The following is a 15,584-nucleotide window of genomic DNA, read 5'->3' as shown; positions in this document are numbered from 1 at the left end:
GTCTTCTTGGACACGAGCGAGCAGCTCATCAGGCGTCTAGGCTGATGCGGTTCATTCCATGAGATTCGAGCGTATCTGAGCATTGCGAATGGCCAGGCTCTCCAGGTACTCCAAGTCCTTTTTCTGCTGCTGGGCCAGCTGGACAGGCTGCGTGACCGGCACGGGATGCTGTGGCGCCTGGCGCGTTTCGTCCTTCGCCGCGGTCTGCGGTGGTCGCTCTGGAGCCTGGCGTAGCGGCATGCGCCAATCCAAAAAGTAGCCAACAGGCTGGCCGTTGCAGAAGAGCAGCGCTCCGACCCGCAGCCGGGCGACAATGCAAGCGGTAAGTGAAGATCCCGCCCAAACCTCAGGAGGACTGGCATGGCTGTGCCGCAAAGCAAACAGGAATTGCTGGACGCGATTCGCAAGAGCTACCAGCAGCTGATGGCCGATCTCGTCAACGTGCCACCGGAGCGAGCGCGAGAATCGACGCTCGAAGGTCATGCCCAGGGCACGCAGATGAGCGTGGCCGATCTGGTGGCTTATCTGATCGGTTGGAATCTGCTGGTGCTGAAATGGTGCGATGGCAAGTCCAGAGGAATCTCGGTGGACTTTCCCGCAACGGGCTACAAGTGGAACGAGCTGGGCCGTCTGGCACAGAAGTTTTATGCCGACCATGCAGACGTTGCCTATGCCGATCTGCTGCGACACTTTGCAGACGTGCATTCCCGCATCGCGGCTTTGGTCGAGCAAGAGACTGATGTGTCGCTTTACGGCGTCCCTTGGTATGAGAAATACACCCAAGGCCGGATGATCCAGTTCAACACTTCGTCGCCTTATGCCAATGCGCGCGGACGGTTGCGCAAATGGAAGAAGGCCAACGGAATCGCCTGACAGGCTTGCGAAGCCCTGGGCGGACATCGTGGAGCACGTGGCCGAAGGGCTATGGAAGGCTCCGTGGAGGCCGGTGATCGAGCAGCGGCCGGGGTAGCAGCGCGGAACGGGATGAGTGACTGCCCGACGCCAAGGGATTTCGAGGAGAAGATTGTAAGAGTCAACTGCCCTACTCAGAAAGCGAAAAAGCTGGCCTATCCCTCCCTTGCTGCTGCGCTCCAACCACAACGCTTCAAGTAGTCCGCCCAAGCAAGGCGGCGCATCATGGCAATAGCAGCAAGTTTCAGGAAGCATGCAGAGGCAATGGCGCTGCAACTGGTGCTGCCTTTTGGCCGTCTTGTCTGGAATACATCGCGCCCCACAACGCGCCTCGGCCGCTAGATTCGCTCGTATCACAAAGGCCATGAAGGCGCGCGGCATGGTCAAATCATATGCAGCTTCGAACCTGCTGGCAAAATGGAGACCATGCGATTCCTCCACACGATGTTGCGCGTTGGCAATCTCCAGCGCTCTATTGATTTCTACACCAACGTCATCGGCATGCAACTGCTGCGCACGTCCGAGAACCCCGAGTACAAGTACTCGTTGGCCTTTCTTGGCTTCGAAGGTGGTAACCCGGGTCAGGCGGAAATTGAGCTGACTTACAACTGGGGAACCGAGAGCTACGACATGGGCACGGCTTACGGTCATATTGCTCTGGGTGTGCCCGATGCCTATGCAGCCTGCGAGAAAATCAAGGCTGCCGGCGGCAATGTGACCCGTGAAGCAGGTCCCGTCAAAGGCGGCAGTACCGTGATTGCCTTTGTGACGGATCCTGACGGCTACAAGATTGAACTGATCCAACGCAAAGACGACCTGGGCACCGGCACCGGTCTGCGGTGATTATTTTTCTTCAGATTCCTGAACCGAGCGGCACATGGGTGCCGCTTTTTTTGCCTGAACGGCCTACCTATCGTTCAAACATGGGTTTTCAGGCATTGGCCGGCATTCCAGACTCGGTACTCCAACACCAATCAGGAGACAGGCAATGAGTGACTCGGTTCTGGAGCAACTCCAGCAGCGTTTGCGGCATCTTGAGGATATTCAGTCGATACAGGCTTTGAAGGCTCGGTACTTGCGAGCCTGTGACCAGAAGCAGCCGAATGCAATGCGTGAGTGCTTTGTGGAGCATGGTGCGGTCATCGAAGCCGATGGTTTTCCGGCTTTTACGGATCGAGAAGAATGGGTTGAAACCTTCAGCAGACTGGCAGTTGCCAACCCATCAATCCAGGACATGCACCACGGCCATAACCCTCAGATCAGCTTTATGGGAGCTGATAGTGCAAAAGGCTTGTGGGATCTGGAGTTCTGCCAGGTCAATGTCAAGGAACGCACCATCGTCAATCTCTCAGGTCAGTACAGCGATGAGTACGAGCGAATCAACGGTTACTGGCAGATCCGTTCCATGCGCTTCGCGCGGGGATCGTTTGTCATGCGCCAGGTCGATGCCGGCGGTATTGAAAGAGTCATTGCCCTGGGCAAGCCTCCGGCAGCTGGATTCATTGGAATCAACTGATCCTTGCTCTGCCGCAAATATCAAAAAGCCCGATACAGCGAATGCCATATCGGGCTTTGTGCAAGAAAACAGGGTCTATCAGTCGACCAGAATCACTTCCACACGGCGAGCTTCGGCATTGGAGCCGTCGGCCTGAGATTGCTCGGGCTTCTTCAGCTCGACCTTGTCTTCCGCCACGCCCAGTGCCACCAGAGCGGCCTGGACGGCTTGCGCACGGTGCTTGGCCAGCTCCGCATTGATTTCAGCACTGCCGGTTGCATCATGGAAGCCGGAGATCACGGCGCGCTTGCCTTCAGCCACGCCCTTGACCACATCGCTCAGCGCTTCGTTGGCGCCAGCGGCCACTTCCGCCTTGCCAGAGACAAAGTAGAACTTGACCACACCGTTTTCCACGATCACGCGGGCCGCCTCTTCAACCACCACCACAGGTACGTTGGTCGCGCTGGGTGCGGACACAGCGGCTTCAGCCTTGGGAGCGTGGGAAATGCCGCGCTTGTAGACGACGGTGCCAACGACGGTGGAGACAACCAGAGCGATCAGGGCAAACAGAAAACCCAGGGCAAAGCGTTGCTGGCTATCGTCGTCAGAGCTGTTGAAGGACATGAATGAAATCTCCGTATGTGCGGGTGATTATGAAAGTACGAAACCTGTATTCATGACACTTTGCGGCCTGACTACATGCTTCAGGCCGACAAAGCGACAAAACCACGCATTCTAGAGGTTTGCCGTGAAAGGCCTTCACGACTGCCTTCACGGCAATCGCAAAAAGGATTCATCTCAGCCGCTTCACAGCGGCAAAGCGTTGCTTTTACGCCTTCGTGCGTGCACAGGTGCACCGAAGGCGCGCCCGCGCGTTATATATCAAAGTCAATTCAGCTCTGAATCCGGTTTGAGGAGTTTCCATGTCCGCCCTTCCTTTGTTGAATCATTCCATGCGTGATGCTGACCAGATGCTGGAGCGGGCTCTGGTGCAGTGGGGAGGTGACGAGGATTTGTGGATTTTTGGGTATGGCTCTCTGATCTGGCGCCCCGAATTTGACTTCAGCGAACGCCGTTCAGCCCATGTACATGGCTGGCATCGTGCTCTGAAAATGTGGAGCACCATCAACCGTGGCACGCCCCAGGTACCAGGCCTGGTGTTTGGCATGCTCTCGGGCGGCAGTTGCCAGGGCATGGCCTTCCGTATTCCGCGAAACCAGGGCGATACCGTGATGCGCAAGCTCTGGTTGCGTGAGATGCCCAATGCCGTCTATGACCCGCGCTGGCTGCCTTGCCGCACCCCGCATGGGGCTGTGAAGGCCCTCGCATTCACGCTCTCACGCCAAAGCCCGCACCATACCGGCGAGCTGGCGCCGGATGAATACCGGCGCATCTTCTCTCAGGCCCAGGGCATATACGGCACGACACTGGACTACGCCCAGGCCACTTTTGACGAGTTGCAACGGCTGGGCATTGACGACAAGGCACTCAGGCGCCTGCTGGCCTATGCGGACTTCCAGCAAGCCAGGTGCTCAGCTGTTGCTGCTATTTGAAACGTAGCTAACATCGCTCTACTGTATTGGGATACGAGGCAAAAAAGCTTGAAGTTCTGGCGATCCGGGGCACAATGGCCTTTTGATTTCGGAAAGACTGCCATGCTCCTTAACCGTGTTGCCGCCCTCTTTTCGCGCCCTGCCTGGACAGGTCTGGCGCTTGCCGCAAGCCTGGCCGTGACGGCCTGCTCCACGACCAGCAACACGGCCGCACCCTCTTCTTCGGAGACGGCCCCTGCAGCAACTCGCAGCAAAGGCGTGCAATCGATTGCACGCCTGGAAGCCACCAAGGGGAGCCAGGTAACGGGCACGGTGCAGTTCTTCCCGCAGCCCGACGGCAGCATTCGAGTACAAGGCCGCGTGGAAGGGCTGGCGCCGAATAGCGAGCATGGCTTTCACGTCCATGAAAAAGGCGACTGCTCCAGCGGCGATGGCTTGAGCGCCGGCGGCCACTTCAACCCTGGACAACAGGCGCATGGCAAATTCGGCGACACCAAGGCCCATCACATCGGTGACCTGCCCAGCCTTGACGCCGATACCCTGGGCGTGGCGACCATCGATTTTGTGAGCAAGGAGCTCAAACTGGACAGAGGCGGCAACGGTATTCTGGGCCGATCGTTGATTGTGCACAATGATCCGGATGACTACACGACCCAGCCGACCGGCAATTCCGGCGCGCGCCTGGCTTGTGCCGTGATCGAGCGCGGCGCGTAAAGCCGTCGCCCTCGCATGGAAAGAGCCGCGAACACGCGCCAGCAAGACCAGGCCTTGGCTGAGACACAGCGGCAAACCTAGACGAGCTCGGCAAAGTCAATGGTTGTCGAGTCCTAGTCCCTACTTCAGGGGCTTTCTGGCGGCCGTGAATTGCGGTCATTCCAGATCCTGCGCGCTTCCTCCAAGGCCTGCACGGTGTCCACATCGAGCACGCAGCCTATGTCATCGCAGTCCCAGCGTTGCAGACGCTGATTCTCCGCCGCATTGCGCACGATGGAGGCCGCACCCTGATCACCGCTCAGCAGGGCGAGTGCAGGAGCTGCTGCTCGGCTGAAAGCCACGGGATGGCCCTTCCGTCCCTGGTAGAAGGGTTGAATCACATGCAGCTCACGGCTATCCAGCCGCGTTAGCTGCAAGGCCAACTCGTGTAGCGTAGCGGCCTGAATCAAAGGCAAATCTGCTGGCAGGATCAGCCAGCCATTGGCGCCGGCCGTGGCCTTGACGGCCGCCGCAATGCTGTCGCCCATGCCGGGATGCGGCCCGCATTCCAGATGCCAGGGAAGGCCAGAGACCTGCACCGCAGCCAGCGTGGTCTGCAAAACGGTTTGCAGGCCCAGCATGGCCTGGAGCTTGTGGCTGGAGCCGCCCGATGCGAGAAAGCGCTCTCCCCTGCCCGCAGCGAGAACCATCACACAAGGCAGGTCCGGATCAACCATGGGAGCGGGCAAAACTTCTTGATTCATATTGCTGTCGAGCATAACGCCGGCTTTGGCTGCGCGGCACAATATGAACATGAGCAGCCTATCTTCATCCATTGCCGATCTGCGCAAAAGCTATGAACGCGCAGAGCTGAGCGAATCCTCTTCCAACCAGAATCCCCTGCAGCAGTTCGACCAGTGGCTGCAGGAAGCCGTAAGAGCCCAGGTACCCGAGCCCAATGCCATGACTGTGGCGACCGTGAGCGGCGACCTGCGACCCAGCACGCGCATCGTGCTGATCAAAGGCTATGACGAGCGTGGCATTGTCTGGTACACCAACTACGACAGCCGAAAGGGTCAGCAACTGGCGGGCAATCCATTCGCTGCCCTGCAATTTCACTGGGTGGAGCTGGAGCGTGTGGTGCGCATCGAAGGCCGCGTGGAAAAAGTCAGCGCTGAGGAAAGCGATGCCTACTTTGCCAGCCGTCCGCTTGACTCCAGGATCGGGGCCTGGGCCAGTCCACAAAGCCAGGTCATCAGTGGTCGCGGCGTGCTGGTGGCCAATGCCGCCAAATACAGCGCGCAGTTTTTACTCAATCCCCCCCGACCTCCTCATTGGGGCGGTTTCCGTCTGGTGCCCGAGCGTTGGGAGTTCTGGCAGGGGCGCAAGAGCCGGCTGCATGACCGCCTGAGCTACCGACAGGAGGGTAAGGACTGGATTCGCGAACGGCTGGCGCCCTGAGTTTTAATGGATCCGTCATGAAAATGTGAGGGCGCTGGGACAGAAAGCGCCCTCTTCGCTGATTACTACAGGTTTGTGATTGAGTGAATGCATTTTTGTTGGTAGTGATAAATAATCCATGTAAGTTACATTAAAATCATCATATGCAAGACAAGAACATTCCGGATAAGCAGTCCCCAGATTCATCCACACTGCCCACTGGAAGCCAGCTGTTTCGCGACTGGCTCGAGCATGAGGGCAGCAAGAGCTGGGATGCGCTGGACACCTCTCCAGACGGCAATTATGAAAAGGTCTGGCAGGCCTGGTTGATGCATCTGTCCGGGCAGGCACCGATCGCAGACAAGGAGCGCCCTGCCCGCAGGCAGCATTCTTCAAAGTCCTGGCATCAGGCAAGCGAGCTGGATGTGCAGAGCTTCTTGCAGATACGCGACGGCCAACGTGCGCACCACCACCCCGAGCGCAAGATCAGTCCTGTCACCCGCCGCCGCTACTGGCGGCTGCTGGAGCGCATCTACGACCATGCGATGGAGCACGGCTGGATCAGCGCCAACCCTGCAACCGGTCTAGAGCCGGCCGAACGACCTCCCTCGGAAGACGGCAAAGGCCATTGCCTGCCCCCCCTGCTCTGGCAGTCACTGCCAAGGCACTTTCCCAGCGCAGATGGTTATCAGGACGCACGTGACCGCGCCATTGTGCTGCTGCTCTACGAGATGGCTCTGGCCCCCGAAGAGGTGCGCTGCCTGCTATGGAAGAACCTGCTTTCAAGCGCAAATCAGGTCTGGGTTGGCAGCTCGGAAAGCATTGCGAACGGAGAGTCGCCCCTGCCCCGCTACCTGCAGATAGAAGGCGGCAGAAATGCTCAGCAAAGGCTGCTTGAGCTGCCCGACTCCGTGGCCCAGGGCTTGCAAAGCTGGAGAAGATTCAGCGCCGCACAGCGCGGGCCGTCGGTGATCGACGGCAACCATATCGTCTTCTATTCGCGCCGTGGCGGCGAGTTGTCGGTACGCATGCTGTTCCATGTGGCTTCGCAGATCATTCAGCGCGCCCATCAGGCCCAGCCCGAGGACAGCCAGAAATTTCCGCTGCAGCGTGTGGGGCCGCAGGTCTTGCGCAACACGGCCATCGTGCAATGGCTGCGCGCCGGCGTGCCCGAATCGGAGGTGATTGCCAGGATAGGCGTGGACAGCACTCGTTCCCTGCGCCATCTGCAGCACTATCTATAGCCATGGTATCCGGCCCAGGCCATAACCTGGACCGGATGCGGCTTGACTCACCAAGAGCCGGATCAGAAGTCCATTCTCAGACCGACCACCAGATTGCGACCCGTCAACGGGGCAGCACTCTTGATGAACGAGGTTGCAGCGTAGGCCAGACGGTTGGTGAGGTTCTGGCCCTTGACATAGAACTGCCACTGGTTGCCACCAGTCTTCCAGAGGTAGCTGGCGCCCAGGTTCAGCATGCCGTAGCCTGGCGTCTGGGTTTCGTACTGGGCCGTGCGGTTCTGGCGCAGCACCTGGGTCCATTCAGCCATGGTGTCCCAGCCGGCCAGACGTGCATTCACACGCAAGCCCGCACGCAAGGCCGGAATGCGTGGCAGCGCAGAGCCGTCTTCCAGACGCGCACGCACGCCGTCACCAAACACACTCAGGCTCAACTCACGACTCAGGCGCTGGCTCAGCTGAGCCTCCCAGCCCGTAAAGCGCGCATTGCCCTGGGTGTATTGCAGCAGTTGCAGCCCTTCGTGGGCATCCAGCGTGGCGCCGTAGATATAGCCCTTGATACGGTAGTGATAGGCATTGAGCTTCCAGGTCGTATCACCAGCCGTCTTGGCCAGGCCCAGGTCCAGCGCCTGCGAGCGCTCGCGCGACAGATTGGAATTGCCGATCTCGTAGGTTGCCGTGGCCATGTGCAGGCCGTTGGCAAACAGCTCTTCCGCCGTGGGCATGCGGCTGCCGCTGGTGAACGAAGCCGATGCACTGTAGCCGGGCTGGAACTTCCAGACCGTGCCCAGCGACGCCGAAGTGGCGCTGTGGCTGCGACGTTCGTTGCTCAACTCGGCCTCCACACGCTGGCGGTCGTGACGCAAGGCCCCTTGAAAGCTCCAATCCTGCCAGCGGTATTCCTCCAGCAGATAGAGGCTGTGGCGCTGGGTGTCCGTGGGCTGCACATAGGCCTCTTCGCCGGTGGCGCTGAAGCGGCGCTTGAGGGTCTGCAGACCCAGCGTGCCACGCCAGCCGGCGATGGGCTCATGCTCCATCTCCAGGCGCAGGTCATGGGCCTTGTTTCTGAACTGGGTGGCCACGCTGCCGTCCTCGATCTCGTCGTGGCGGTAATTGGTCAGGCCTCCTCGCAGACGCAGCGCCGCAATACCGGCGGTGGGCTTGCGCCATTCGCCACGCAGATCCCAGCGCTCGCTGGTCAGATCGACAACCGGCACGCTGCCGCTTTCCTCATGATCATGATCATGGTCGTGGTCGTGCCCGTCATGCGAGCCGCAATGCAGATGATCGCCATGTGCGTGGCAGCCTTCGAAGCTGTGCTGATGGCCGGGCAGGCCGTACTTGGCCTGTTGCCGCGTGTAGGCCAGGCCCAGATAGCCCTGATTGCCTACCCAGGACAGACCCACGCTGCCCGTGTTGCCGCGGCTGAAACTGCCAGGAACCTTGCTCTGGCCCCAGCCACTGCCCACGCGATAGTCTCCCGCGTTGCGCGCCACGCCTTCGGCATGCAGCACCAGCTGGCCGTTATCGTTCTTCAGCGGTGTGGCAGTGGTCAGGGAGAACGCACCTGCCGACATGCCTGCAGCTGTGCCAGCCTGCACCTCGGCCGAACCTTCCAGGCCTTTCTCGGGCGCCTGGGTCGGAATCTTGCCATCCAGCACATTCACCACGCCTCCCATGGCGCCAGGGCTGTAAAGCAAGGCCGAAGGGCCGCGCAGCACTTCGATCTGCCGGGCCAGCAAAGGCTCGGTGGTCACCGCATGGTCGGGGCTGACGGTCGATGCGTCGAGCAACTCCGAGCCATCGCTGAGCACGGAGACCCGCGCACCATCCATACCGCGAATCACCGGGCGGCTGGCTCCCGCACCGAAATGGCTGGCATTGATGCCGGGCTCGGCCGCAAGGGTCTCGCCCAGGGTTGCAGCGCGGCGCAGGCGCAGCTCCTCTTCGCCGAGCACCTGAACGGGCGTAGCCATATCGCCGGCGGCCATGCCGGTCGCCGACACCGTCACCTCAGCCAGGCTGGACTCCTGCTTGGCCGCATCGGACTGCGCAAAGGCCAGGGGTGAACAGGCCAACAGGCCCAGGCCTGTGCCCAGGGCCAGTCCGCGCCCTGCCGGCTGCAGCGCCTCGATGGCGCGGGCCAGAGCCGACTTGGGAGAGCGGCGCAAGGAATGGGCGGAAGAATTCGAAAAACGTTGAGACATCTCAGTTCCACAAACAACCGTGCGCACGCAGACGATCAAAGAAAGTACGCACGGATATTCAATAAAAACAGCTTGAATCGCTTATTTATAAAGCGCTTATAGCTATCAATTCTGAAGTTTCTGACCTGTGCGGAAAGCCATGCCGCAGCATGGCCTCAACCTAGGCCAGGGAGCTGAGAGACAGAGGGGGCGCGCGTGCAGCCAGCGGTGCTGCAATAAAGACGGCTCTGGGCGCGGGAGCAAAGGGCCGGGGGATGAAGCTATCAGGTGGCGGCGCACTGAAAGCGAGTACGGCCACAGGCCCGGCATAGCCATGATTGGCCTGGTCCAGCAACTGGCATTCTGCCGGTCCGTGACCGGCAAACAGCGCATGCACCCAGGAAAGGTCCGAGGCGCAACTGCTGCGGTCGGCCCGGCAGTCTCCCGCCGCTTCGGCAGAGGCTGCCGATAGGGCCGGCGCCGCATGGCTGTGCACCGCATAGATCTTGCCCCCAGGCGCGCTGCCCAGGTGAACGGCACGGTGCATCTGGCCCAGCGTCGGCCCCAGAACCATGGCCAGGGCCAGCAGGCCCATCAGCCAGCGCATCACCCAGCTTTCGCGCAGGCACAGGCGGTCGTCAGCAGGAGCTGAACGGCTGGGTCGGCGCAGATGGGAGTGAAGTGACACGTTAAGGGACTAAAGCGATCTCTGGCGACACGATAGCAGCCAAGGGTTGCAGAGTGTATCTGCACTCCGGGCCATACGCTGAAAGCCTGGCTTAATCCTTGAGCCAGCGTGAAAACGCTTTCTGGAACTTCTGCACCTTGGGGCCCACCACGAAAGCGCAGTACCCCTGGCCCGGGTGCTGCAGGAAATAGTCCTGGTGATAGTCTTCGGCGGGCCAGTAGTTGGTCAGGGGCTCGATCTGGGTGACGATGGGAGCATCGAACGCTTTTTCGTTCTGCATTTCCTGCAGCAAGGCCTGTGCCTGGGCCGTTTGCCGCGCATCGGTGGTGAAGATCGCGCTGCGGTACTGCGTGCCCACGTCGTTGCCCTGGCGGTTCAGCGTGGTCGGATCATGCGTGCCGAAGAAGATCAGCAGCACATCGCGCAGGCTGATGACCGCAGGATCGAAGTCGAGCTTCACCACCTCGGCATGGCCGGTCTGCCCGGTACAGATATCGTCGTAGCCGGGATGATCCAGGTGGCCATTGGCATAGCCGCTCTCCACATCGACAATGCCGCGCACACGGTCGAATACGGCTTCAGTGCACCAAAAGCAACCTCCGCCCAGATAAATGGTTTCCGCAGCCATCACCGGCTCCTCGTTTTTAAGACGCGTCAAGCGTAGCTCAAATCAACTACCCATTTCCACCAGTGACAGCGATTGCGGCCCCGCTATGCTGCAGGGCGCCCACTACACTGCTTGCTGCGTTGCAATACAAGCCCTACCATGGGGCGCATAGAACAGAAAAACCTGCCTCAGAGGGATACATAACATGAAGCGTTCCAGCCGCTGGGCCTTGAGTCTGGCCCTGATCGGCTTGCTGGCCATCACAGGCTGGCGCGCAGTCGTCAATCTGCAGCATAAAAAGCAGGCCGTGGTCAACGGCTCGGCGCCGCTGGAACTGCCCATACAACTGGCTACCCAAGAGGTTCTGACGGCCCAACCCCTTCAGCTTGCCTTGAGCGTTCCCCTCAACGGCGTGGTTCAAGCAGTGAACTCGGCCGTGGTCAAAGCTTATGTCGCGGGCGAACTGCGCGGCCTGACGGTACGCGAAGGCGATAGTGTCAGCAAGGGACAGCAGCTGGCGCGCGTCGATGCTACGGAAGCCGAGGCACGCTGGCGTCAGGCTCAGCAGCAGGCCGATGCCTCCAGAGCCCAGCTGGCGATTGCCCAGCGCAATCAGGACAACAATGCAGCCCTGGTGCAAAAAGGCTTTATCTCCACCACGGCACTGCTGACCTCCCAGGCCAATCTGGATTCGGCCCGCGCCAATCTGGCTGCCGCCCAGGCCGCAGCCGATGCGGCCCGCAAGGCCGTCACGGACGCCGTCATCACCAGCCCCATGAGCGGTCGGATCGCCCAGCGCTTTGTCCAGAACGGGGAGCGTGTCGGTGTGGAAGCGCGCATCGTCGAAGTCGTCGATCCAGGCAAGCTGGAAATCATGGCCCAGCTCGCTCCCGCAGATTCGGTGCAGGTTCAAGTCGGCCAGATGGCCGAGTTGCAAGTGCCCGGTGCCCCCCAGGACATGACAGCCATCACCGCCAAGGTGGTGCGCATCAACCCCAGCGCCCAGACCGGCTCGCGCACCGTGGCCGTCTATCTGGCAGTACAAGCGGACGAAGCCGCCAAGAACAATAGCAGCCAGCGCACTCCCCAGTTGCGCCCTGGTCTGTTTTTGCAAGGAAGCCTACTGACCGGCAACACCAGCCAACTGGCCGTGCCTCTGGCCGCCGTGCGCACCGACAAGCCCCAGCCCTATGTGCAGGTGCTGCAAGCCGGCAAGCCGGCCGTGGCCGCAGTCGCACCGCAGCCGGCCCAGGAGATGGTCGCCCGCACAGAGCTTCGAGTGATCCACAAGACCGTGGAACTGGGGCGCCAGTCCGCCCATGAAGGCGCAACCTGGGTTCAGATCCTCAAAGGCCTGAATGCGGGCGACCGGATACTGGCCGGCAGCACCGGCGGTCTGCGCGAAGGAACGCTGGTCGAGGAGTCGAACCAGGCTGCCGTTAAGGCCCCCGGTGCCAAGGAGGCGGAAGCAGGTCGCCCCGGGAGCCCATAAATGTGGTTCACGCGCATCAGCCTGAAAAACCCGGTTCTGGCCACCATGCTCATGCTGGCATTTGTGGTGTTGGGCATTTTTTCCTATCAACGGCTCAAGGTCGACCAGTTCCCGAACATCGAATTTCCCGTGGTGGTGGTGACAGTCGAATATCCGGGCGCCTCGCCCGAGATCGTGGAGAGCGAGGTCACCAAGAAGATCGAGGAAAGCGTCAACTCGGTCGCCGGCATCAATGCCCTGACCTCGCGCAGCTACGAAGGCACCAGCGTCGTCATCATCGAGTTCCAGCTGCATATAGACGGGCGCCGCGCTGCCGACGATGTGCGCGAGAAGGTCGCCTCGGTGCGCCCCACTCTGCGCGACGAGGTCAAGGAACCGCGTGTCATCCGTTTCGACCCGGCCAGCACGGCAGTCTGGTCGCTGGCCGTGCTGCCAGACCCCCATGCCCTGCACGGCGAGACCGCCCCCGATGGCCAGAACGTGATGCCGCCCGATGCGATTGCACTGACCAGTTGGGCCGACCAGGTGCTGAAAAAGCGGTTGGAGAACGTGCGCGGCGTGGGCGCCGTGAACATGGTGGGAGCCACCAAGCGCGAGATCAATGTCTATCTGGACCCACGGGCGCTCGAGGCCTACGCCATCACCCCCGAGCAGGTTGCCCAGGCGGTGCGTGCCGAGAACCAGGATCTGCCCGTGGGGGCGATCCGATCCAAGGCCCAGGAACGCGTGGTGCAGATCGATGCCCGCATTCAGCGCCCCGAGGAATTCGCCCGCATCATCGTGGCCTACCGCAACGGCGCCCCGATCCGCGTCGGCCAGCTGGCCCGCGTGCAGGACGATGCGCAGGAGCTGCAGACCCTGGCGCTGTACAACGGCAGCCGTACGCTGCTGATGTCCGTGCAAAAGGCCCAGGACGAGAACACCATCGAGGTGGTCGACGGCCTGAATGCAGCGATCAAAGCCATCGCTCCCGAGCTGCCGCCCGGCGTGCGCCTGCAGGCGATTGCCGACAACTCGCGCGCCATCCGCGTGGGCGTGGACAACGTTCGCCAGACGCTGATCGAGGGTGCCTTGCTCACGGTGCTCATCGTGTTTCTGTTCCTGAACTCCTGGCGTTCCACGGTGATCACGGGGCTGACACTGCCCATCGCGCTGATCGGCACCTTCCTCTTCATGTACTGGTTCGGCTTTTCCATCAATATGGTCACGCTGATGGCGCTCTCGCTTTGCGTGGGCCTGCTGATCGACGATGCCATCGTGGTGCGAGAGAACATCGTGCGCCATGTACAGATGGGCAAGAACGCCTATCAGGCAGCCATGGAAGGCACGCAGGAGATCGGGCTGGCCGTGCTTGCCACCACGCTCTCCATCGTCGCCGTATTTCTGCCCATAGGCTTTATGGGCGGCATCATCGGGCAGTTCTTCCATGAGTTCGGCATCACCATCGTGGCTGCCGTGCTGATCTCCATGTTTGTCAGCTTCACGCTGGACCCCATGCTTTCCAGCGTCTGGCATGACCCGGCGATCCACGCCCACGGCGAACATGACAGCAAAAGCCTGTACGACCGCACGCTGGGGCGCGTGACGGCCTGGGTGGAGCGCATGAGCGACCGGCTCTCGGACTTCTACCAGGGCATACTGCGCTGGTCGCTGGCCCACAAGCTGCTCACCCTGGCGCTGGCATTCATTATTTTCATAGCTAGCATCGCGCTTGTACCCTTGCTTGGCACCGAATTTGTACCCAAGGCGGACTTCTCGGAAACTTCGATCAGCTTCAACACCCCCGAAGGCTCCTCGATCGAAGCCACCGAAGCCAAGGCCAGACAGGTGACGGACATATTGCGCGCCTTGCCCGAGGTGCGCTACACGCTGACCACCATCAACACCGGCAATGCCAACGGCAAGAACTACGCCAATATCTATGTGCGCCTGGTTGACCGCCATCAGCGCAACCGCAATGTGGACGAGATTTCGGCCTATCTGCGCCCCAGGCTGCAGGCGATAGCGGGCATCAAGCTCACCCATGTGGGCCTGCGCGAGGCCGTGGGCGGGCAAAAGCAGGTCGAATTCTCTCTCATGGGCCCGGATCTGGACGAACTGGCCCGCCTGAGCCAGATCGTGCAGGAGCGAATCGACGATATTCCGGGCCTGGTCGACCTGGACTCCAGCCTCAAGCCCCACAAGCCCATGGTCAATATCGAGGTCCATCGCGATGCCGCGGCCGATCTGGGCCTGTCGATAGGCAATATGGCCGGCGCGCTGCGCACCTGGGTGGCCGGCCAGACCGTGGGCAACTGGCGGGCCAGCGACGACCAGACCTATGACGTGAACGTGCGGCTCGAGCCCGAGGTGCGCACCACGCCGCAGGACCTGGAGCGCCTGCCGTTTGCACTGGCGGCCGGAGATGGCGGCATGCGCATCGTGCGCCTCAACCAGATTGCCAGCGTGGTGGACAGCACCGGCCCCAGCCAGATCAACCGCCGCAATCTCAACCGCGAGGTCGCCATCAACGCCAATGTCTATCTGCGCAGCACGGGCGAGGTCACGGCCGATATCAAGCAGGCACTGGCCACCATTCCCATGCCGCCCGGCTATAGCTACCAGTTCAGCGGTGCGGCCAAGAACATGGCCGAATCCTTTGGCTACGCGATTTCCGCGCTGATGCTGGCCATCATCTTCATCTACATGATTCTGGCCAGCCAGTTCAAGAGCTTTCTCCAGCCCCTGGCGCTCATGACCTCGCTGCCCCTGACTCTGATAGGCGTGGTGCTGGCACTGATGATGTTCGGCTCGGCCCTGTCCATGTTCTCCATCATCGGAGTGGTCATGCTCATGGGTCTGGTGACCAAGAACGCCATTTTGCTGGTGGACTTTGCCATCCGCGCCCGCGAACCCCGCACCGACGAGGTCAGCGGCCAGAGCGAGCCAGGCCTGCCGCGCAACGAAGCGCTGCTGCTGGCGGCCCGGGTGCGCCTGCGCCCGATCCTGATGACCACGCTGGCCATGATCTTCGGCATGGTGCCGCTGGCCTTTGCGGTCACCGAAGGCTCCGAGCAACGCGCCCCCATGGGCCAGGCCGTGATCGGCGGCGTCATCACTTCCTCGCTGCTGACCCTGGTCGTGGTGCCCGTGGTTTACTGCTATCTCGATGATTTTGCCAACTGGATGCGCCGTAAATGGTCTGGCGCCCCCTCAAAAAGCGCTGAGCCGCCGCACGAAGCCTCCGAGGCTCGTAGAATCGATGGTTTGTCCTGATAAGTCTTTCCCCGGAGATACC

The 15,584-nt window shown here is 61.0% G+C and carries 15 protein-coding genes; 9 read left to right on the top strand and 6 right to left on the bottom strand.

Annotated elements, in window-relative coordinates; genetic code table 11:
* Positions 1 to 51: 51 nt before the first annotated feature.
* Entirely contained in the window at positions 52 to 240 is a 189-nt protein-coding gene (locus NOX35_RS12835; protein WP_256496818.1) for a hypothetical protein, read from the bottom strand.
* A 120-nt stretch (positions 241 to 360) separates the two neighbouring features.
* Here NOX35_RS12835 and NOX35_RS12830 point away from each other — a divergent pair, with 120 nt between their 5' ends.
* The 3 genes from NOX35_RS12830 to NOX35_RS12820 all read left to right on the top strand — a co-directional run bounded on the left by NOX35_RS12830 (position 361) and on the right by NOX35_RS12820 (position 2,428).
* Complete coding sequence (locus tag NOX35_RS12830) at positions 361 to 873, top strand: ClbS/DfsB family four-helix bundle protein (RefSeq protein ID WP_256496817.1); 513 nt, start codon at positions 361 to 363, stop codon at positions 871 to 873.
* 465 nt (positions 874 to 1,338) lie between these two features.
* Positions 1,339 to 1,755 carry a lactoylglutathione lyase gene (gene gloA, locus NOX35_RS12825; protein ID WP_182287039.1) on the top strand — a complete coding sequence of 139 codons (417 nt, stop codon included), beginning with the start codon at positions 1,339 to 1,341 and terminating at the stop codon, positions 1,753 to 1,755.
* A 145-nt stretch (positions 1,756 to 1,900) separates the two neighbouring features.
* On the top strand, positions 1,901 to 2,428 hold the full coding sequence (locus NOX35_RS12820) for a nuclear transport factor 2 family protein (protein WP_256496816.1): 528 nt from the start codon (positions 1,901 to 1,903) through the stop codon (positions 2,426 to 2,428).
* Between the two features lie 78 nt (positions 2,429 to 2,506).
* On the opposite strand, the gene NOX35_RS12815 is transcribed toward NOX35_RS12820, so the two are convergent.
* Positions 2,507 to 3,031 carry an OmpA family protein gene (locus tag NOX35_RS12815; protein WP_182287037.1) on the bottom strand — a complete coding sequence of 175 codons (525 nt, stop codon included), beginning with the start codon at positions 3,029 to 3,031 and terminating at the stop codon, positions 2,507 to 2,509.
* Between the two features lie 299 nt (positions 3,032 to 3,330).
* Here NOX35_RS12815 and NOX35_RS12810 point away from each other — a divergent pair, with 299 nt between their 5' ends.
* On the top strand, positions 3,331 to 3,960 hold the full coding sequence (locus NOX35_RS12810) for a gamma-glutamylcyclotransferase (RefSeq protein WP_182287036.1): 630 nt from the start codon (positions 3,331 to 3,333) through the stop codon (positions 3,958 to 3,960).
* A gap of 102 nt (positions 3,961 to 4,062) precedes the next feature.
* A complete protein-coding gene (locus NOX35_RS12805) occupies positions 4,063 to 4,674 on the top strand; it encodes a superoxide dismutase family protein (protein WP_182287035.1) in 612 nt (203 codons plus the stop codon).
* Between the two features lie 125 nt (positions 4,675 to 4,799).
* On the opposite strand, the gene NOX35_RS12800 is transcribed toward NOX35_RS12805, so the two are convergent.
* Positions 4,800 to 5,432 carry an NTP transferase domain-containing protein gene (locus NOX35_RS12800; protein ID WP_256496922.1) on the bottom strand — a complete coding sequence of 211 codons (633 nt, stop codon included), beginning with the start codon at positions 5,430 to 5,432 and terminating at the stop codon, positions 4,800 to 4,802.
* A gap of 34 nt (positions 5,433 to 5,466) precedes the next feature.
* Between NOX35_RS12800 and pdxH the strand changes: the two genes are divergently transcribed.
* Entirely contained in the window at positions 5,467 to 6,114 is a 648-nt protein-coding gene (gene pdxH, locus NOX35_RS12795; RefSeq protein ID WP_256496814.1) for a pyridoxamine 5'-phosphate oxidase, read from the top strand.
* Between the two features lie 143 nt (positions 6,115 to 6,257).
* On the top strand, positions 6,258 to 7,337 hold the full coding sequence (locus tag NOX35_RS12790; RefSeq protein ID WP_256496813.1) for a site-specific integrase: 1,080 nt from the start codon (positions 6,258 to 6,260) through the stop codon (positions 7,335 to 7,337).
* A 62-nt stretch (positions 7,338 to 7,399) separates the two neighbouring features.
* Here NOX35_RS12790 and NOX35_RS12785 read toward each other — a convergent pair whose 3' ends face one another.
* The 3 genes from NOX35_RS12785 to msrA form a co-directional block, all read right to left on the bottom strand.
* Positions 7,400 to 9,541: a TonB-dependent receptor domain-containing protein gene (locus NOX35_RS12785; protein WP_256496812.1), complete on the bottom strand. Its 2,142-nt coding sequence runs from the start codon at positions 9,539 to 9,541 to the stop codon at positions 7,400 to 7,402.
* A gap of 160 nt (positions 9,542 to 9,701) precedes the next feature.
* Positions 9,702 to 10,208, bottom strand: coding sequence for a hypothetical protein (locus NOX35_RS12780; protein ID WP_256496811.1), 507 nt, complete (start codon positions 10,206 to 10,208; stop codon positions 9,702 to 9,704).
* 91 nt (positions 10,209 to 10,299) lie between these two features.
* Positions 10,300 to 10,836, bottom strand: a complete 537-nt coding sequence (gene msrA / locus NOX35_RS12775; protein WP_256496810.1) for a peptide-methionine (S)-S-oxide reductase MsrA — start codon at positions 10,834 to 10,836, stop codon at positions 10,300 to 10,302.
* A gap of 184 nt (positions 10,837 to 11,020) precedes the next feature.
* Between msrA and NOX35_RS12770 the strand changes: the two genes are divergently transcribed.
* Positions 11,021 to 12,307 (top strand): efflux RND transporter periplasmic adaptor subunit, encoded by a 1,287-nt coding sequence (locus NOX35_RS12770; protein ID WP_256496809.1) that lies wholly within the window; start codon positions 11,021 to 11,023, stop codon positions 12,305 to 12,307.
* A complete protein-coding gene (locus NOX35_RS12765; protein ID WP_256496808.1) occupies positions 12,308 to 15,562 on the top strand; it encodes an efflux RND transporter permease subunit in 3,255 nt (1,084 codons plus the stop codon).
* Positions 15,563 to 15,584 lie beyond the last annotated feature (22 nt).

The organism is Comamonas sp. C11 (genome assembly GCF_024496285.1).
In the GTDB taxonomy this organism is placed as follows: domain Bacteria; phylum Pseudomonadota; class Gammaproteobacteria; order Burkholderiales; family Burkholderiaceae_C; genus Comamonas; species Comamonas testosteroni_F.
This window is presented reverse-complemented; position numbering and strand designations above follow the sequence as displayed.